General features: G+C 68.2%; 20 protein-coding genes and 1 tRNA gene. 11 read left to right on the top strand and 10 right to left on the bottom strand.

Annotated elements, in window-relative coordinates:
- Positions 1 to 109: 109 nt before the first annotated feature.
- The 5 genes from PGN16_RS09205 to PGN16_RS09185 form a co-directional block, all read right to left on the bottom strand.
- On the bottom strand, positions 110 to 1,261 hold the full coding sequence (locus tag PGN16_RS09205) for a saccharopine dehydrogenase family protein (protein ID WP_335309113.1): 1,152 nt from the start codon (positions 1,259 to 1,261) through the stop codon (positions 110 to 112).
- Positions 1,262 to 1,266: 5 nt separating this feature from the next.
- Complete coding sequence (locus tag PGN16_RS09200) at positions 1,267 to 1,581, bottom strand: hypothetical protein (RefSeq protein ID WP_335309112.1); 315 nt, start codon at positions 1,579 to 1,581, stop codon at positions 1,267 to 1,269.
- 175 nt (positions 1,582 to 1,756) lie between these two features.
- The gene (locus tag PGN16_RS09195; RefSeq protein WP_335309111.1) at positions 1,757 to 1,948 is read right to left on the bottom strand and encodes a hypothetical protein; all 192 of its coding nucleotides are present in this window, start codon (positions 1,946 to 1,948) and stop codon (positions 1,757 to 1,759) included.
- Between the two features lie 85 nt (positions 1,949 to 2,033).
- Positions 2,034 to 2,765 (bottom strand): phosphocholine cytidylyltransferase family protein, encoded by a 732-nt coding sequence (locus PGN16_RS09190; protein WP_335309110.1) that lies wholly within the window; start codon positions 2,763 to 2,765, stop codon positions 2,034 to 2,036.
- Positions 2,766 to 2,777: 12 nt separating this feature from the next.
- Positions 2,778 to 3,884 (bottom strand): inositol-3-phosphate synthase, encoded by a 1,107-nt coding sequence (locus tag PGN16_RS09185; RefSeq protein WP_335309109.1) that lies wholly within the window; start codon positions 3,882 to 3,884, stop codon positions 2,778 to 2,780.
- 132 nt (positions 3,885 to 4,016) lie between these two features.
- Between PGN16_RS09185 and PGN16_RS09180 the strand changes: the two genes are divergently transcribed.
- Together PGN16_RS09180 and PGN16_RS09175 are read left to right on the top strand one after the other, a co-directional pair.
- Entirely contained in the window at positions 4,017 to 4,886 is an 870-nt protein-coding gene (locus PGN16_RS09180; protein ID WP_335309108.1) for a CDP-alcohol phosphatidyltransferase family protein, read from the top strand.
- Positions 4,887 to 4,950: 64 nt separating this feature from the next.
- Entirely contained in the window at positions 4,951 to 5,493 is a 543-nt protein-coding gene (locus tag PGN16_RS09175) for a superoxide dismutase family protein (RefSeq protein WP_335309107.1), read from the top strand.
- 96 nt (positions 5,494 to 5,589) lie between these two features.
- Here the strand turns inward: PGN16_RS09175 and PGN16_RS09170 are convergent, their stop codons facing one another.
- Positions 5,590 to 7,140, bottom strand: coding sequence for a spinster family MFS transporter (locus tag PGN16_RS09170; protein ID WP_335309106.1), 1,551 nt, complete (start codon positions 7,138 to 7,140; stop codon positions 5,590 to 5,592).
- Between the two features lie 245 nt (positions 7,141 to 7,385).
- Positions 7,386 to 7,949 carry an RNA 2',3'-cyclic phosphodiesterase gene (gene thpR / locus PGN16_RS09165; RefSeq protein ID WP_335309105.1) on the bottom strand — a complete coding sequence of 188 codons (564 nt, stop codon included), beginning with the start codon at positions 7,947 to 7,949 and terminating at the stop codon, positions 7,386 to 7,388.
- Between the two features lie 121 nt (positions 7,950 to 8,070).
- On the opposite strand from thpR, the gene PGN16_RS09160 reads away from it, so the two are divergent.
- From PGN16_RS09160 to PGN16_RS09145, 4 genes are all read left to right on the top strand, one after another.
- Positions 8,071 to 8,811: a Bax inhibitor-1/YccA family protein gene (locus PGN16_RS09160; RefSeq protein ID WP_335309104.1), complete on the top strand. Its 741-nt coding sequence runs from the start codon at positions 8,071 to 8,073 to the stop codon at positions 8,809 to 8,811.
- An 80-nt stretch (positions 8,812 to 8,891) separates the two neighbouring features.
- Complete coding sequence (locus tag PGN16_RS09155) at positions 8,892 to 9,698, top strand: transglutaminase-like domain-containing protein (protein WP_335309103.1); 807 nt, start codon at positions 8,892 to 8,894, stop codon at positions 9,696 to 9,698.
- Positions 9,699 to 9,725: 27 nt separating this feature from the next.
- Positions 9,726 to 10,019: a hypothetical protein gene (locus PGN16_RS09150; protein WP_335309102.1), complete on the top strand. Its 294-nt coding sequence runs from the start codon at positions 9,726 to 9,728 to the stop codon at positions 10,017 to 10,019.
- Between the two features lie 246 nt (positions 10,020 to 10,265).
- The gene (locus PGN16_RS09145) at positions 10,266 to 10,805 is read left to right on the top strand and encodes a hypothetical protein (RefSeq protein ID WP_443019610.1); all 540 of its coding nucleotides are present in this window, start codon (positions 10,266 to 10,268) and stop codon (positions 10,803 to 10,805) included.
- A gap of 19 nt (positions 10,806 to 10,824) precedes the next feature.
- On the opposite strand, the gene PGN16_RS09140 is transcribed toward PGN16_RS09145, so the two are convergent.
- From PGN16_RS09140 to PGN16_RS09130, 3 genes are all read right to left on the bottom strand, one after another.
- Positions 10,825 to 11,520 carry an extensin-like domain-containing protein gene (locus tag PGN16_RS09140; protein WP_335309100.1) on the bottom strand — a complete coding sequence of 232 codons (696 nt, stop codon included), beginning with the start codon at positions 11,518 to 11,520 and terminating at the stop codon, positions 10,825 to 10,827.
- A 32-nt stretch (positions 11,521 to 11,552) separates the two neighbouring features.
- Positions 11,553 to 12,326 carry an NUDIX hydrolase gene (locus tag PGN16_RS09135; RefSeq protein WP_335309099.1) on the bottom strand — a complete coding sequence of 258 codons (774 nt, stop codon included), beginning with the start codon at positions 12,324 to 12,326 and terminating at the stop codon, positions 11,553 to 11,555.
- 13 nt (positions 12,327 to 12,339) lie between these two features.
- Positions 12,340 to 12,415: transfer RNA gene (locus PGN16_RS09130), tRNA-Ala, on the bottom strand.
- Between the two features lie 242 nt (positions 12,416 to 12,657).
- Between PGN16_RS09130 and PGN16_RS09125 the strand changes: the two genes are divergently transcribed.
- The 5 genes from PGN16_RS09125 (at position 12,658) to PGN16_RS09105 (ending at position 17,906) form a co-directional block, all read left to right on the top strand.
- Positions 12,658 to 13,950, top strand: a complete 1,293-nt coding sequence (locus PGN16_RS09125) for a DUF2171 domain-containing protein (RefSeq protein ID WP_335309098.1) — start codon at positions 12,658 to 12,660, stop codon at positions 13,948 to 13,950.
- A 131-nt stretch (positions 13,951 to 14,081) separates the two neighbouring features.
- Positions 14,082 to 14,852, top strand: a complete 771-nt coding sequence (locus PGN16_RS09120; protein WP_335309097.1) for a 3'-5' exonuclease — start codon at positions 14,082 to 14,084, stop codon at positions 14,850 to 14,852.
- Between the two features lie 68 nt (positions 14,853 to 14,920).
- Positions 14,921 to 16,429 (top strand): sensor histidine kinase, encoded by a 1,509-nt coding sequence (locus tag PGN16_RS09115; RefSeq protein ID WP_335309096.1) that lies wholly within the window; start codon positions 14,921 to 14,923, stop codon positions 16,427 to 16,429.
- Entirely contained in the window at positions 16,426 to 16,878 is a 453-nt protein-coding gene (locus PGN16_RS09110; RefSeq protein ID WP_335309095.1) for a response regulator, read from the top strand. Before PGN16_RS09115 ends, PGN16_RS09110 begins: the two co-directional genes overlap by 4 nt.
- Positions 16,875 to 17,906, top strand: coding sequence for a sensor histidine kinase (locus tag PGN16_RS09105; RefSeq protein WP_335309094.1), 1,032 nt, complete (start codon positions 16,875 to 16,877; stop codon positions 17,904 to 17,906). Before PGN16_RS09110 ends, PGN16_RS09105 begins: the two co-directional genes overlap by 4 nt.
- The last annotated feature ends 123 nt before the right edge of the window (positions 17,907 to 18,029 follow it).

The raw sequence follows: 18,029 nt of genomic DNA, 5'->3' as shown, positions 1-18,029 counted from the left end.
GCGAAGCAATCCAGGGCGTCCCGGTCCGGCTCTGGATTGCTTCGCTACGCTCGCAATGACGGAGTGGCGGAAGGTCGGTGAGCTTTAGAACCCATGGCGACGAGCGGGATCAACCCGCCGTAAACGTCATCCCCGCGCGTGCGATCAGGCGGTCGCGCAATGGTGCGCCCATGATCGCGCCGGGCGTCCAGATCCCGCCCGCGGCGTCGACGTCGCGGAGCAGGCACAAGGCGCTCTCGGCAAGCATTTTCGACGTGCAGCCATAGCCGGGGTCGCTGTCGCCGGTCACGACCGCGTCGAGGCGCGTGCCGTCGGGCATCAGCCCGGCGAGGAGGATGTCGAAGTGGCCGGCGTCGCGTTCTTCCTTCGAAGGCCCTTCGCCCGAGTTCGGACCCTTGTCGCCCGCGAACGGATTGAGCTTCGCCAGCGCGTCGGCGGCGGCCTTGCCGAGATCGCCGAGCCCGGTCACCACCATCTCGTCATAGACCAGATCGCCCCAGCGCTGCCCGAGCAGGAAGTTGGTGCGGTGAACGTTCTTGGTATTGATCGGCGCCATGATGAAGGGCGCGACCCAGGATTGCAGCGTCGGGTCGAACTCGGGAAGCAGTCCGCTCGGCTGGTGCGGGCCGGCGTGGCCGGGGGTGAGCGCGAACGGGTCGCTCAGCAGCCCGAACAGCGAAGGCTGGCGCGCGGCGGCGGCGAGGGTCGCCTTGAGGCTGGCCGCGGTGCCACCGGAAAAGCCGCCTTTCATGCGCCGGACGCGTGCCTTGATGCGCGGAACGGGCGTGCCGAAGCGCGCGAGCGCCGCCTCCTGCAGCGTCAGCACGCCGAGATCGAAGGGGATCGAGTCGAACCCGCACGAGAAGACGATCCGTGCGCCGCTGCGCTGCGCTTCGTCGTGATGGGCGTCGATCATCTGGCGCATCCACGCCGGCTCGCCGCACAGATCGACATAAGCGGTGCCGGTGGCGGCGCAGGCGGCGACGAGTTTGCCGCCGTGGAGTTGGTAGGGGCCGACCGTGCTGATGACGACCGTGGCGCGCCGGCACATCGCCTCCAGCGTGGCGGCGTCGTCGCTGTCGGCGATGACCATCGGCACGTCGATGGCCAACTCGTCACGGACCGTGGCCAGTTTGGTGGCGTCGCGGCCGGCGATCGCCCAACGCAGCCCGTCCGGGTCGCGCCGGGCGAGATAGTCGGCGACGAGCTTGCCGGTGAACCCGGTCGCGCCGAACAGGACGATGTCGAATTCGGCCGCCATGATCGTCAGTCCGTGCCGACCCCGGTCAGCGGCGCACCGGAGCCGCCCGCACGATCGTCGCTCGGGTCCTCGCCGTCGTGGCCACCGCCAGCACTCGCGCCGCTGCCGCGCACCGCGCCGGTCGCAGGATCGAACGAGGCGCGACGGCCGGCATCGCCCTCCGACCCGCTCAGCTGCGACGGGCGGGGCGCGACGGAACCGGCGGGCATGTCGGTGGCGAGCTTGCGCTCGTCGTCGAGCGTATAGCCCTGGCCGAACTTGCCGGTGTCCTTGTCGAAGGCGGTCCGGCGGCGATGCTGGGGGTCGGCGGGGTCGGTCATGGTGGAAACAACGCGCGGGCCGGGGCGATGATCCGTGACCAATGGCCTCTCCGCAGGCCCTCGTTCGTCGCCCCGGACCCTTCGACAAGCTCAGGAGAGCCTTGATCCGGGAGCCCGCTTCTTTCTTTTGCCGGGCAAAGCGGGATCCCGGATCAGGTCCGGGATGACGGGAGGATTACTTCCGTCCCGGCTGCTCGGCGGCGAGCGCCATCGCCTGCGCGGAGCCGGTCGCCGGCTTGACGCGCGCGGCGGGCTCGTTGCGGCCGAGCGTGAGGTAGAGGACGCCGACGATCAGCGCGCAGATCACGAGCAGGGCGGGCCAGCCGGCGATGCTGCGCTGGGCAGTCGGGAGAGGGTCGTGCGACATAAGGTTCTCCGGCGATCAGATTCGCCGGGACCAATAACCTGTGTTGCTGGCGTGTTCCGGACTGGCCGGTGAGATTTTGTTGCTGTCAGGCGGCGTGCTGGTGGGCGTCGTGCGTCGCCATCGCCGCCTCGGCCTGCATCAGCGCCTTCGGATCGTCGACGTCGAGCCACCAGGTGTCGCCGATGTCGATCACGCGCGCCTCGCCGGTCGCGGCGAGCGCCTCGACACCGGCCGAGATCGAGCCCGGACCGCCGGCCGCGATCGAGGCACGCAGCGCGTCGTGGAAGCGCGCATCGACCGCGAACACCCCGGTGTCGTAGCAATCATAGTCGGGGAGATGCTTGCCGATCGCGACGATCCGCTCGCCATCGGTACGGACGCGCGTGACGTCGTCGAGGTCGACGAGCGGATTGTCGAGCCGGCGGTCGACGCCGAGCGTCAGCGCCGCGTCGGGCGCGGCGGCGACGCGCGCGATCAGTGCCGGGTCGACGAGATGATCGGCCATCATCAGCAGATGCCGGCGCGCGCCGATCGCCGCGGCGCCGGTCAGCACCGAATGGCCATTCGACAACGACCAGTCGGGGGTGCGGACGCAGTGCACCGGCAGCCCGAGCGTCGCGGCGGCGAGCGCCAGATGCCGCTCGAGCCGCTCCGCCTCATGGCCGGTGACGACGGTGACGTCGGTGACGCCGCCCGCGCGGGCGGCGTGCAGCACGCGCTCGATCAGCGCGACGCCGTGGACCAGCGTCAGCGGTTTCGAAGGTGACACCTCGCGCAGCCGGCTGCCATAGCCGGCCGCGACGATCAGCGCGTGCAAGGTCGCGAGACCTTATTCGGCGGCGAGGCGCGCGTCGGCGTGGATGAACTCGTTGGTCATCGCGGCCGCCACGTCGTCGGTCACCTGCTGCGGCGGGTGCTTGCAGAAGAACGCCGAAGGGCCTTCCAGCGCGCCACCGATGCCACGCTCCAGCCCGAGCTTCACGCAGCGGATCGCGTCAACGACGACTGCCGCCGAGTTCGGCGAATCCTCGACCGACAGGCGCAGTTCGAGGTTCATCGGCACGCCGCCGAACAGGTCGCCCTCAAGCCGCAGGAAGCACAGCTTGTTGTCGCCCAGCCACGGAATGTAGTCCGACGGGCCGACGTGGATGTTCTCGTCCGCCAGCCGCTCGGCGATCACCGCCTGCACCGCCTCGGTCTTCGACTCCTTCTTGCTCGCCAGCCGGTTGCGGTCGAGCATGTTCATGAAGTCGGTGTTACCGCCGGTGTTCAGCTGATAGGTGTGGTCGATCGTCACGCCACGCTGCCCGAAAAGGTTCGACAGCACGCGGTGGACGATCGTCGCGCCGACCTGCGCCTTCACGTCGTCGCCGATGATCGGCAGGCCGGCGTCGGCGAACTTCTTCTCCCACTCGGGGCGCGAGGCGATGAACACGGGCATGCAGTTGACGACGCCGAGACCGGCCTCGAGCGCGCATTCCATGTAGAATTCGGTCGCGTCCTGGCTGCCGACCGGCAGGAAGTTGACGAGGATCTCGGCGCCCGAGTTCTTCAGCTCGGCGACGATCTCGGCCTTCTCGGCGTCGCGCGTGTCGTTGATCTCGAACCCGCGATCGTTGGCCGCGGTCAGCATGTGCGGCGCGACGCCGTCCAGCTTCGCGCCCATCTTCACGATCGTGCCCGTCTTCGGCACGTCGGCATGGAACACCTTGGTGCAGTTCGGCTTGGCGAAGATCGCTTCACCCAGATCAAGCCCGACCTTGCGCGAATCGACGTCGAACGCGGCGACGAACTCCAGATCGCCGACCTTGTATCCACCAATATCCTCGTGGATCAGGCCCGCGGCGGTGTTGCTGCCGGCATAATGATATTTACCCTGAATTAGGCTGCTTGCGCAGTTGCCGACACCGATAACCGCAACCTTGATCGTCGCCATTTTACCCCGCTTGCCGACGCCTGGTCGGACGAAAAGCCATTTTACGTTGCCGCTTCGTGACAGATACGTGGCATCTGTCAAGCGAGCCGATGCGCTGTATAGGCGCACCGGGGCAATCTCGCGAGGGACCGCGTGAACGATTCTGAAACGGCTGTGGCGGGAAAGCCGCGCGAGCTGCAAGGTTTTCTGAACAGGGTATTATACCACCCGCTGGCGCACCGTCTGGCGAAGGCGTTGGTGCCGACCCCGGTGACGCCGAACATGGTGTCGATCGCCGGTGCGGTGATGGTGATGGTGACCGCGGTCCTCTACGCCTGGGTCGCGACGCCGGTGGCGATCGCGATCGGCTTTGCGCTGCATTGCGGCTGGCATGTCGTCGACGGGGCGGACGGCGCGCTGGCGCGGATGTCGGGCCGCGCCTCGCCGTCGGGCGAGATCGTCGACGGGCTGTGCGACTATGCCGGGCATGGCGTGCTGTATCTGTTGCTGGCGGGGGCGCTGGACGACAGCGTGGGCTGGATCGCCTGGCCGATCGCGATCGCCGCGGGGCTGAGCCGCGCGGTGCAGTCGGTGTTCGCCGAAAGCCAGCGCCGCACCTATCAATGGTGGGCGTATAATACGCCGTGGCTGCAGAACGCGAAATCGGACGGGCGCGGCATCGGCGTGGCGCTGTCGAACCTGTATCTCAGCGTGTGGCACGCGCTGTCGCGCCCGACGCAGCGCGTCAACGCGCTGGTGGCGAGCGCCGAGGCCGACCCGCCCGAGCGGCGGCGGATCGCCGGGATCGCGCGGACGATCGGATCGCGCGCCTTGCCGCTGCTGGCGGCGCTGGGCGCCAATCCGCGCACGATCTTGCTGGGGCTGAGCATGATCGCGGGGACGCCACTGTGGTTCTTCCTGATCGAGATCGTAATTCTCAACATCGGGCTGGTGCTGGCGATCATGCAGGCGGCCTATCTCGGGCGGCGGATCGCGGCGCTGATCGCGGACGGGCATCAATAGCCATGCCGGAACCGGGCCGTGCGGCGGCGGGTTGGCGCGACATAGATTATAGGGAGGAGCGACGATGCGACAGGTTCTGACGATGACGGGGCTCGGGCTGGCGGCGCTGTCGCTGGCGGGGTGCAACGACGAGGGCAAGATGGACACTGGCACGCCGGTCGCTGGCGGCGCGCGCGCGGTGGCGATGCTGGCGACTGCGACCGGCGCACCGGCCGGCCGCGCGAGCGCGACCGAGGTGGCGGGCGGCGTGCGCTTCACCGTCGATGCAACGGGGATGCCGGCGGGGACGCATGGCGCGCACGTCCATATGGTCGGGCGCTGCGACGCGCCGGACTTCACGACGGCGGGCGGGCACTGGAATCCGACGCAGAAGAAGCACGGGACGATGAACCCGCAGGGGCCGCATCAGGGCGACCTGCCGAACCTCGTGATCGGCAGCGACGGGCGCGGCACGAGCGGTGCGGTGATTCCGGGGGCGACGCTGGCCGGGCTGCTCGATGCCGACGGCGCGGCGATGGTGATCCATGCGGGACCGGACGATCTGATGACCGACCCGAGCGGCAATTCGGGCGGGCGGATCGCCTGTGGGGTGTTCCAGGCGTCGTAAATGGACCCGTCATCCCGGACTTGATCCGGGATCCCGCTTTTTCCGGCCCGTTGGGGAAGAAGCGCGGCCCCGGATCAAGTCCGGGGCGACGAAGGTTTAGATCGGCTCCCCCGCTGCTCGCGCCCGCGCTTCGCGGGTGCGTTCGGCGGCGGGGAAGCGGCGGTAGGCGACCAGCCCCGCCGCGAGCGTGACCGGCACGCTCGCCAGCAATGATAGCATCCCCGTCGACAGGCTGCCGCTGAGCGTCGAGATCCGTCCGGCGAGATAGGGGCCGAGCGCCAGCCCGATCAGCGTGGTGCCGATGAAGAAGGTCGCGGTTGCGGTGCCCCGCATCCGGGGCAGCACCAGATCCTGCGTCGCGGCAGCGGCGGCGCCGAGCCCCCAGGCCGCGAACACCTGCGCGCAGAACACGCAGACATAGAGCACCATCGGCGTATTGGTGGTATAGCCCGCGATCATGAACGGGACCGGCAGCACCGCGCTCGCCAGCACCGGCACCAGCCGCCCGGCGGGGTTGTTGCGCCGCAGCCGGTCGGCGAGCAGCCCGCCGGTGGTGACGCCGATGAACCCCGCCGCCGCGCCGGCGCCGCCGATGAACAGCCCGGCCTGCGCGGGAGCGACGCCGAGCACGCGGATCGCATAGGGCGCCGCCCAGAAGCTCGACGCATAGGCCATGAAGGCGTTGAGGCCATAAGCGACCACCGTGCACAGAAAGGCGGGGGTGCCGAGGATCAGCGCGAACGTCGGCGGGTCGCGCTGCCGCAGCGCGCAGCCCCAGGAGAAGACCGCATAGAAGCCGACGCCGACCGCGATCCATTGCGGCAGCGGCTCGCCGAGCGCGTGGAGCAGCGCGACGACCGCGACGGTCACGGCTAGTCCCGCAAGGTTGACGCGCAGCGCGCGCCGTCCGAGCCGCGCCGCGCCGATCAGCGTGAGCGGCGGCAGGATCGTGACCAGCTCGTCGCGGAAGGCGCGGAACGGGGCGGGGTGCGGCGGCGGGGTGGGTAGGCCCTCGACCGCGCCGCGCACCGGCTCGCGCAGGGTCGCGACGACCAGCGCCAGCACCAGCCCCGGCACGCCGACCGCGAGGAACGCCGCCTGCCAGCCGGCGAGCCCGAGCGGTCCCCCGCCGGGATAGGCGCGGTTCCAGTTCTGGACGATCAGCCCGCCGATGAACAGCGAGCAGCCGCCGCCGACATACAGGCCCGCCGAATAGATCGACAGCGCGGTGGCGCGCAGCCGCTTGGGGAAATAATCCGAGATCAGCGAATAGGCCGAGGGGGAGGCGGTCGCCTCGCCGACCCCGACCCCGACGCGCGCGGCCGCGAGCTGTGCGCCGTTCGTGGACAGCCCCGACAGCGCGGTCATCGCCGACCAGAGCGTCAGCCCGGCGGTCATCAGCCGGACGCGGTGCCAATTGTCCGCCAGCCGCCCGAGCGGAATGCCGAACAGCGCGTAGAAGACCCCGAAGGCGGTGCCGTAGAGGAAACCGAGATCCTCGTCGTGCAGGTTCAGGTCGCGCTTGATGTCCTCGGCGAGGATCGAGATGACCTGTCGATCGACGAAGTTGAGGACATAGACCAGGAACAGCAGCCCCAGCACATACCATGCATAGCCGCTTGCGCGGGCGTCCTGCTCTCCGGCCATGCATCCTCCTGATTTTGGGGTGAGCGTAACAGAGTAATGGGGCGAGGGAAGGGGAGACGCCCCGCTTTTCTTCGCGGCCCGTAACGTCATGTCGAACCGGAATCGTCATTGCGAGCGGAGCGAAGCAATCCAGGGCGTCCTGGTCCGGCTCTGGATTGCTTCGCTCCGCTCGCAATGACGAACGTGCGTCGGTCCCATGTCATCCTGATCCAGATGCCGTCGTAGAAGAAGAAGCGGGCCCCGGATCAAGTCCGGGGCGACGAACCTTCATCAAGCGGCCACCTTGCGACGGGTTCGTAATGCGCACCGTCGTGGGCGAGGATGCTCTCGAACAGCATTAGGTGCGGCATCGTGAAGTCCGGCGAGGCGAGCGCGGCGTGGGCGGCGATCCAGCGGTCGATCAGCGCGGGGTCACCCGCCGTGCGCGAGAAGCGGGCGAGGGTGACATGCGGGAGATAGCGGCGCTGGTCGGGCGCGACGCCGGCGCGGGCGAGCGCCTGGTCGACCTTGCGGTGGATTGCGGCGAGTGGTTCGGCCGGGACGACGCGTGCCCAGAGCGTATCGATGCGGCCGCGCTTGTCGAAGCTGCCCGCGCCGTCGAGCCGCACCGTCGGGGCCGGTGCTGCGAGCCGCGACAGCGCGGTGGCGATGTCCTCGGCCTGTCGCCGGTCGACCTCGCCGATGAAGCGCAGCGTGACGTGCAATTGTTCGTCTTCCTGCCAGCGCGCGCCGGGCAGGCCCTCCATCGCGTCCAGCAACAGGGTGCGGATCGCCGGGGGCGGGCGCAGCGCGACGAAGAGGCGGTGCATGGGGCTGTAACGAACCTTTGCTGGATCGGATGCACGCCCGTGCCTCGCTTGAAAAGCCGGACCCGACGCGCGATATTCCCCGTATCCGACCCATTCGTTCGGATGAAGGAGCAAAGAGACAATGGCCAATTGGTCCGATCCCCGGCCCTCCGCTGCCCCGTTTGGCGGGGCCGCTTCGGGCACCCGCACGGAGGCGCGCGACGCCGGCCTGCGGTCGTACATGCTGTCCGTCTACAACTACATGGCCTCCGGCGTGCTGTTGACCGGCATCGTCGCGCTCGGCTTTGCGCTGTCGGGCTATGCACAGGCGGTGTTCGGCACGCCGCTGCGCTGGGTCGTGGCGCTGGCGCCGCTGGCGTTCGTGTTCGCGATGAGCTTCGGACAGGGCAAGTTCTCGACCTCGACGCTTAAGGCGATGTTCTGGGGCTTTGCGGTCGCGATGGGCTTGTCGCTGTCGTCGATCTTCTTCGTCTATTCGCCGCTCGCGATCGCGCAGGCGTTCGCGGCGACCGCGGCGGGCTTCGCGGCGCTGAGCCTGTACGGCTACACGACCAAGCGTGATCTGTCGGCGTTCGGCACGTTCCTGATCATCGGCCTCGTCGGCCTGATCGTCGCGAGCCTGATCAACCTGTTCGTCAACTCGGGGCCGCTCGGCCTGCTGATCTCGCTGGTCGGCGTGCTGCTGTTCGCCGGGCTGACCGCTTATGACACGCAGCGTACCAAGAGCCTGTACTTTCAGGTCGCGGGCTATGGCCCGGAGATGGTCGGCAAGGCGGTCGTGATGTCGGCGTTGAGCCTGTACCTCGACTTCATCAACATGTTCCTGTTCATCCTGCGCCTGTTCGGCGGGAACCGCGACTGATCCGCGGGATTGCGTAACGGAACGTCTGGGGCTCGGCGGGTGACCGCCGGGCCCTTTCTCTTGGGTGGAAAGGGGCGAGGATGCGCCTGTCGATCGAGGCGGTGCTGGATTACGGTTTTCCCTCCCCCGCCGACGTGTTGCTGCAGATCGAGGTCGCAGCGCTGTCCGACCAGCTGCTGGAGGCGCAGTCGCTGGTGATCGAATCGGATCACCCGATCCGCGCGGTCGCGGGCGAGGACGGCATCGGCCAACGCTGTTGGGCGCGGGCCGAGCATCGGCTGGTGGCGCGCTACAAGGCGATCGTCTCGATCGATCGACCGGTGGTCCGGCTCGAGACTCTGCCCGCTACCCCGGCGGCGCGATTGCCGGCGGCGACGATCCCTTATCTGCTGCCGAGTCGCTATTGCGAGGCCGATCGCTTCGACCATTTCGTCCGCCGCACCTTCGCCGGGCTGAGCGGCGGGGCGCTGGCGGTCGCGCTGGCCGACTGGGTGCGCGACAATCTCGACTATGCGCCGGTCGCGCCGGGCGGTGGTGCGCTGCATACCTTCGCCGAACGGCGCGGCGTGTGTCGCGACTATGCGCATCTGCTGGTCGCGCTGGCGCGGGCGGCGGAGATCCCGGCGCGCTGCGTCTCGGCCTATGCGCTCGGCGTCGATCCGCCCGACTTCCATGCTGTCGCCGAGCTATGGCTGGACGGCGCATGGCATCTGCTCGACGCCACCGGCATGGCGCGATCCGACGAGATCGCGCGGGTCGGCGTGGGGCGCGACGCGACCGACATCGCGTTCATGACGATCTTCGGCACCGCCAGCCTGTGGGAGCAGCGGGTGCGCGTGACGCGGCTGGATCAGGAACGCGGCGGCAGCATCGGCGTTGGAACATAAACCAAGATGTCCGATGAGGAGGGTATGATGACCGAAGCGAGCCCGATCGACGACCGCGCGCTCGACAGCCTGTCGGTAGCGCCCGAAGCCGGCAACGCCGGTGGGTCGAAGGATCCGCGCCAGGATGCCGGGCAGGACCGGTCGATCGACAAGCGACTGGCCAAACACCCGCACAGTGAGGACGCGCGGCTCGACGAAGGGCTGGACGAGACGATGGACGCCTCCGATCCGGTATCCATCACCCAGCCGGGGCGCAGCGAGCCCGCGCCGTCGTCGGGCTACGATGCCGCGGAGGAGGCCGAGCGGCAGCGCGACGCCTGATTGTATTCTCCGACCATTTTTGCCGCCCCGGACCTGGTCCGGGGCGTTGCCTTTTGCCCCGGCGCGCCACGCCCGCGCGACACAGTCGAAGGCTCAACTCCGTTCGTCGCATCCATGTTGCGGTGCGGCATGAGTCATGCTGACTTATGACAGTCGGAAGACGGCGCCGTTAAGCCAGATGTTAACCACTCTGGCGCATTCTTCCGGGCATTGGTTCATGCGCGGCGGGGTGTGACGATGGGTAGAATGAAGGCGGCCGAAGGGGCGATGACGCTGGCCGAAATGAAGGAATTCGCGACATTTCCGGCGGCGACGCAACGGTACATCCGCCGCAGTCTCGATGTCGGGCTCGATCGCGACGACGCGCTGGCCCGCTGGTCGCGTGATGTGGTCGAGGCGGCGAGCATCCGGGCACAAGCGCAGCATTATCGCCGCCTTCCCGCGATCCGCGCGCTGGTGCCGGACGACAGCGGGCTCGATGCCGCCGAACAGGTGCTCGCGCCGCTCATCACGCTGGCGGCGTTCGATCTGGGGCAGGGACGGATCACGACCTTCTCGGCCTTTCGGTTCCTGTTCGAGCGGTTGGTCGGTGCGAAGGTGCGGCCTTGGCTGCCCTCCGCGTTCTGCTCGGCGGCGGCGATGCCGCATCTGCATCCCGAATTGCGGCGGCGGTTGCTCCAGTCGATCAGCGAGGCGGCGGCGACCGCTTCGGGTTGGTCGTCGCGTCAGCCGTCGTTCTTCCCGCATTGGGTGGAGAAGGTCGACACGGCCGCATTGCCGCACTGAGAATCGGGAAACGCGCAAATCAACGGCACGCCCGCCAGCCGCGGGCGCCCCGCGCCGCCTGATCAAGGTGGAAGTGGTCGCGGTGCGCGGCGTTGTAATCGGGTGAGAGAACGGTGGCGAACAGCCCGCACGCGCCGTCACGCACCTCGCGCAGGAACGCCGCCTTCGCGCCGTCGCTCTTCCAGTCGCGCGCGACGCTGATCCGCGTACCGTCGGAGAGGGCAAAGCCGGCGATGTCGATCGCATCGGCGGTCGAATGCTCGCTCCACGCGCCGGCGTCGCGGCCGTAAAGGCGGCGGCACGAATAGCTGCCGTAATGGTCGATGCGGGTCACGCGGGCGTCGAAATGGCGACGCGCGGCGGGGATGAGCACGTTCCACTCCCACATCGCCAGCGCTGCGGCGACCGGGCAGGAAATGCCGAGATTGGAGGGGGCTAGAGCCGAGCTGCGCGCCCCGCCAGTCGTCAGCCGCACCGCATCGTCATAGCCGCACTGGCCGTCACGGCGCGCGGGCAAGGCGGTGAACCGCACCCCGGCCTGCGTCAGCAAGCCGCGGCACAAGGCGGGGTCGGCGGTCAGTCCGGTCAGCTTTCGCCCGGTGAACAGACCAACCGGTTGCCCGAGATCGAGCGGAGTCCACGGCACATCCTGTGGTCGGCCGCGCAGGGTACCCCAGGCGACCAGTGCGAGCGTGGCGACGATGGCGAGCGCCACGGTCCAGCCGGCAAGGCGGCGGATCGCGCGCGCTAGCCGCGCCGCACCAGCGCGCTGCGCTCGGCGGTAACGGGATAGCCTAAATCGTCGGGAATGCAGAGATATTCCTCCCCGTCGCGGACTTCGGACCATGGCACGACGACGCGGACCGGATAGCTGCGCGCGTGCGCCACCGCTGCGGCATGGGAGGAAAACAGGGCAAGCCGCTCGAGGTTGCGGCGGGTCGGGAAGATCAGCGCCAGCCGCCCGGCATCGGCGTCATCAAGCACCGCTTGCGCGGTCGACCAGCAGAGGCGGACGTTCTCGGTGCCGTCGACGCGCGGCGCGGGCGCACCGGGTGGCAGGTTGGCGAGGTAAAAACGCGTGTCATAGCGGCGAATGGGACTCAAATGCGGGCGCCACCGCGCGAACGGGACCAGTGCGTCGAGGTTCAGCGTCGCATCGGTTGCGCGCAGTGCCTCACCGAAGGAGCTTCCGTCGCCGAGCATGGTGCGGATCGTCGTGATCGCCGCGGCGTCGACCGGTCGCGCGAAGCCGACCGGCAGCCCGGCCTCCTCGATCGTCTCCCGGATCGCCGCGATCCGCGCGGCACCTTCGTCGAGATCGGGCAGCGCGAGCGTGCGTGCGAGATCATGGTCGCCCGGGTCGACCCGTCCGCCGGGGAAGACCATCGCACCCGGCGCGAACGCCATCACGCCGGCGCGTTCGACCATCAGAATGTCGGGTGGGCCATCGGCACGGTCACGCATCACGACCAGCGTGGCAGCGGGCTTTGCCTCAGGCGGTGTGACGGAGGGGTCGATCATCATCGGCGGCGGGTGGTGGAGCTGAGGGGAATCGAACCCCTGACCTCTGCAGTGCGATTGCAGCGCTCTCCCATCTGAGCTACAGCCCCGCCCGCCGATGCCCGGCCATGGCCGGGAGCGACGCCCTTAAACGCGATCCGCGGGCGACGCAACCATCCTTGCCACCAAAATCCCGAAAAAAGCCTGGCGATCAGGCGGTGCGATCGCGCGACGAAAACAATGTTGTGCGGGTGTAACGACAGGAACGATTTGCCGCAGATCAGCTTTCTCCCGGGGCTGGCGCGACGCCGCAACGCGGTGCGCGACCCGTGTCTGACGCAGGAGAATCATGATGGGCTACGAACGCTATCCGCGCGGGACCGACCCCAAGGGCGATTATTACGGCCGCAGCGAGACGCAGGATTATGGTCGCGATTATGGCTCCGGTCGCTCCGGCAGCTATTCGAGCGCCCGCGACTATCAGGCGGCGGGTTCGTTCGATCGCGACCGCGACGACGATCGCGGCTTCCGCGGCGGGCGCGGCAGCTATGGCCAGCGCGACGATTACTCGCAGCAAAGCTATGGCCGCGAGAGTTACGGCCGCGACGATTACGGGCATGGCCGCTACGGTCAGCGCGAGAGCTATGGCCGTCAGCAGGGCGGCTTCGGCAGCTATGATCGCGATCGCGAGGATCGTGGCTATTCGAGCGGCCAGCGCAGCGACTATCGCGATCGCTACAGCGAGCGGTCGGGCGGCGGCTACGGCCAGCAGCAGCGTTACGGCCAGTCGTCGGGCTATGGCCAGAGCGGCGAATATCATGGCAGCTACGGATCGGACGGGCGGCGTTTCAACGACGTCGGGTCGCATCGCCATGACGACGACGACAATTATCGCGGCGGCGCCCAGAGCCGTCACCGCGACCGCGGTGCCAATTACGGTCGCCAGCCGCAGGGCTACGATTATGAGGACCGCGGGTTCTTGGCGCGCGCCGGCGACGAAGTGCGTAGCTGGTTCGGCGACGAGGATGCCGAGCGCCGTCGGGAGGCCGACAGCCGCTATGACGAGCGCTATTATCAGCAGCAGGGCCGGTACGATCGCGACGGCGATTATCACAATTGGCGGTCGGGCCAGATCGCCGCGCTCGACCGCGATTACGACGAATATCGTCAGGAAAACCGCTCGCGGTTCGAAAACGAATTTTCGACCTTCCGCTCGGAGCGCCAGACGCAGCGCGCGTCGCTCGACAAGGTGCAGGAGCATTTCGAGGTCGTCGGTTCGGACGGCAGCCATGTCGGCACCGTCGACAAGGTGCGCGGTGACCGCATCCTGCTGACCAAGAACGATGTCGATGCCGGTGGGCAGCATCACTCGATTCCGTCGCGCTGGATCAAGTCGGTCGAGGACAAGAAGGTGACGCTGTCCAAGACCGCCGACGAAGCCAAGCAGCATTGGCGCAACGAGGAAGAGAATCAGGCGATGTTCGGCTATGGCGATCGCGGCAGCAACCGCGACCGGACGCAGGGCACGACGTCGGCGACCCAGAGCGGTTCGACCGCGACCGGCACGAGCGCGGCGGGCACGACGGCCGGTGCGACCGACCAGAAGGACACCAATCTGAACAGCAGCTTCTCCGGCACCTATTGAGCTGGTGCGGCGCGCGTCGCCGGATGGCGGCGCGGCTGTGACGGGAGGCCCCGGACCGGATGGTCCGGGGCTTTTTCGTGGACGGCGGCAAAGGTGGCATTTCGACGCGAAAGGCCCCACATCCGCTTCGCATGATGTATCCCCGCCGCACGCAATCGCAGATCATCCGCGTCATCGATCTCGAAACCACCGGCGCCGCTCCGCCCGCGCATGCCGTGTGCGAGGTGGGTTGGCAGGATGTGGCGCTGGGGGCGGACGGACGCTGGGAGCTGTATGGCGAGGGCGGCAATATCCTCGTCAATCCGGGCCGCCCGATGCCCGCGATCACGCAGGCGGTCCACCATATCCGCGACGAGGATGTCGCCGAGGCGCCGTGGTGGCACGATGTCGCGCGACAGGTGCTCGATCCCTATCCGCGGCGGATCGCACTGGCGGCGCACCGCGCGGCGTTCGAGGAGCAATTCTGCACGCCCGCGCTGACGCATGGCGCGGACTGGATCTGCACGTGGAAATGCGCGCTGCGGTTGTGGCCCGATTCACCGAGCTATTCGAATCAGGTGCTGCGCTACTGGCGCAAGCCGGTCGGGCTGGATCACGAACGGGGCTTGCCCGCGCACCGCGCCTTTCCCGACGCCTATGTCACCGCGCACCATCTGCGCGATCAGTTGAACGAGGCGTCGGTGGCGCAGCTCATCCAATGGTCGAGCGAGCCGGGTCTGCTGCCGCGCGTCCGCTATGGCCCCGATCGTGGCAAGGAGTGGCGCGAGATCGAGGAGGAGAGCCTGGTCAAGTTCCTGACCGACCGTGATCCCGACGTCCGCTTCACCGCCGAGACCGAGATGGCGCGGCGGCGCGGTGGCGGGCATGTCGGCAGAATGACCGCACAGGAACTGCTGCTTTGACGAACCTAGGTCAGTAGCGCTGCATCTTCGGCTGGCGTCGGGCGTCGCCAAGCGATAACGCAAGCGTAATGGCCGATCCGCCTACCGCCGCTCCGACCAATCGCACGCTTGCGCGGCGCCTGACGGCGTTGATGGCGCTCGGCTTCATCGCATTGCTGCTGGTGGGTTATGCCGCGGTGCGGGTGATGCAGCGTAACGAGCTGCACACGGCGATGGTCGAGCATACCTATCAGGTGCAACGTGCGGTGCTGGACGTCCGCCGACTGGTCGAGGAAAGCGAGGCGGCGCGGCGCGGGCTGATGCTGATCCCGAGCCGAGGCGTGACCCGCGCGAATTTCCGGCGCGCGCGCCAGCAAGTGCCGATCGCGCTGGGAGCGATCGAGGCGCTCACCCGCGACAATCCGGCCCAGCGCCGCTATCTGCACGGGCTGCGATTGCAGCTCGGCAGCCTGCTGGCGCGGCAGGACCGGACGCTGGCGCTGCTGGGGCAGGGCGATCAACGCGGCGCGATCATCGCTTATGCCGACGATGACGAGGTGCGCGACATCGTGACGATCCGCAACGTGCTGGATCGCATGGCGCAGGTCGAGCGTCGGCTGATGATGCATCGCGACGCCGAGCTGCGCGCCAGCCAGCGCGCCTTCTACACGCTGATCGCGTTGGGCGGCGTGGTGCTGGCGGTGGTGGCGGTGATCTCCACGCTGACGATCCTGTCCTATACCCGCGATCTGGCGCGGTCGGACGAGGCCCTGCGTGCGCTGAATGCGGGGCTGGAGGACATGGTCGCGGCGCGTACCGAGGACCTGACGCGTGCTAATGAGGAGATCCAGCGCTTCGCCTACATCGTCAGTCATGATCTGCGCTCGCCTCTGGTCAATGTGATGGGCTTTACCGCCGAGCTGGAGAGCGCCGCGGCGTCGCTGCGCGCTTTGGTCGAGCGCGTCGATGCCGAAGCGCCGGCGGTGGCGAGCGAGGAGGCGCGGCTGGCGGCGACCGAAGACCTGCCCGAGGCGATCGGTTTCATCCGTACCTCGACGCAGAAGATGGACCGGCTGATCAACGCGATCCTGCAACTGTCGCGGCAGGGGCGGCGCGCACTGGCGCCCGAGAAGATCGATGTCGCCGCATTGATCCGCCAGATCGGCGACACGCTGTCACACCGCCTGTCCGAAACCGATTCCGAACTGACGATCGACGGCTCGCTGCCGGTGGTGGTCAGCGATCGGCTGGCGCTCGATCAAATCTTCTCGAACCTGATCGAGAATGCGGTCAAATATCTGCGCCCCGGCGTGCCCGGCCGCGTGACCGTCAGCGGGCGGCGCGGGCGCGACCGCGTCTTCTATACGATCCGCGACAATGGCCGCGGGATCGATCCGCGCGACCATCAACGGGTGTTCGACCTGTTCCGCCGCTCGGGCGCGCAGGACCGGCCCGGCGAGGGGATCGGGCTCGCCACCGTCCGCGCGCTGGTCTTCCGACTGGGCGGCAGCATCGACGTCGCCTCCGAACTCGGGCAGGGGGCGGCGTTCACCGTGTCGCTGCCGCTCGTCATCGCCAAACAGGAACTCAACTCATGAACGCGCCGCAATCCGTCAATATCGTGATGATCGAGGATGACGAAGGTCATGCGCGGCTGATCGAGAAGAACATCCGTCGCGCCGGGATCATGAACCCGATCCGCCACTTCACCGACGGCACCAGCGCGCTCGACTATATCTTCAACGACACCACCGGGCCGCAGCTGAACGGCCCGGCGCTGGTGCTGCTCGACCTCAACCTGCCCGATATGAGCGGGACCGACATTCTGGCGAAGATCAAGACCAGCGACGGGCCGGTCAAGCGCACGCCGGTCGTGGTGCTGACCACCACCGACGACAGCCGCGAGATCCAGCGTTGCTACGATCTGGGCGCCAACGTCTATATCACCAAGCCGGTGAATTATGAGAGTTTCGCGCAGGCGATCCGGCAATTGGGGCTGTTCCTGTCGGTGATCCAGGTGCCCGATCTGGACGATACGCACGGATGATCGACGCGCCGCGCATCCTCTATATCGACGATGATGCGGGCATCCGCCGGCTGGTGACGCGCGCGCTGGAGCGGCGCGGGTACAAGGTGACGGTCGCCGACGGCGGCGAGGCGGGGGTGGCGCTGGCCGCGGCCGAGCCGTTCGATGTGGTCGCGGTCGACCATTATATGCCGGGAATCGACGGGCTGGAGACGATGGCGCGGCTGTCGACGCTGCCCGACGCACCGCCGATGGTCTATGTCAGCGGGTCAGAGGAGACGCAGGTCGCGCTGGCGGCGCTGCGCGGCGGGGCGGCGGACTATATCGTCAAGACGCCGGGCGACGATTTCTTCGACCTGCTCGACGCGACCTTCCGGCAGGTGATCGAGCGCGCGCAACTGGCCCGCGCCAAGGCGCGCGCCGAGGACGACCTGCGCGCGAGCAACGCGCGGCTGGAGGCGTTGCTCGCGGAGGTGAACCACCGCGTCGCCAATTCGCTGCAACTGGTGTCGGCGATGGTGCGGATGCAGTCGAGCGCGCTGACCGACGAGGCGGCGCGCGCCGCGCTGGAGGATACGCAGCGCCGGATCAGCGCGATCGCGCAGGTCCACCGGCGCCTCTACACCGGCGACGATGTCGAGAGCGTCGACATGCTCGATTATCTCACCCAGCTGATCGACGAACTGACCGAGACCTGGTCGACCGACGATTGCCCGCGTGCATTGGTGCTCCATGCCGAGCCGCTGCGCCTGCCGACCGATCGCGCGGTGTCGCTGGGGGTGATCGTCACCGAGCTGGTGAGCAATGCGTGCAAATACGCCTATCCGGGGGGGCCGGGCGAGGTGCGCGTGCGGCTGTCGCGCGACGGCGACGAACGATTCCGGCTGACCGTGGAGGATGACGGGATCGGGCTGGGCGACGCGCCGCCGAAGGGGACCGGCGTCGGTACGCGGTTGATCCGGGCGATGGCGCAGAGCCTCGATTCGATCGTCGAATATGATCGGACGCACACGGGGACGCGCGCGATCGTGGCGGCGGCGCTGGCGTAGGCGGTCTTCTTTACCGTCGCCCCTGCGCAGGCAGGGGCCTATTTCTGTATCGTCTTGCGCATCATCTGACACATTCGCCGCGGCCCATGTGTCAGTCGCCGCGAACCATTCAACAGACATGGG

Source organism: Sphingomonas phyllosphaerae (genome assembly GCF_036946485.1).
In the GTDB taxonomy this organism is placed as follows: Bacteria; Pseudomonadota; Alphaproteobacteria; order Sphingomonadales; family Sphingomonadaceae; genus Sphingomonas; species Sphingomonas phyllosphaerae_E.
The sequence above is the reverse complement of the archived record's forward strand: the minus strand, read 5'-3'. Positions and strand labels throughout refer to the sequence as shown.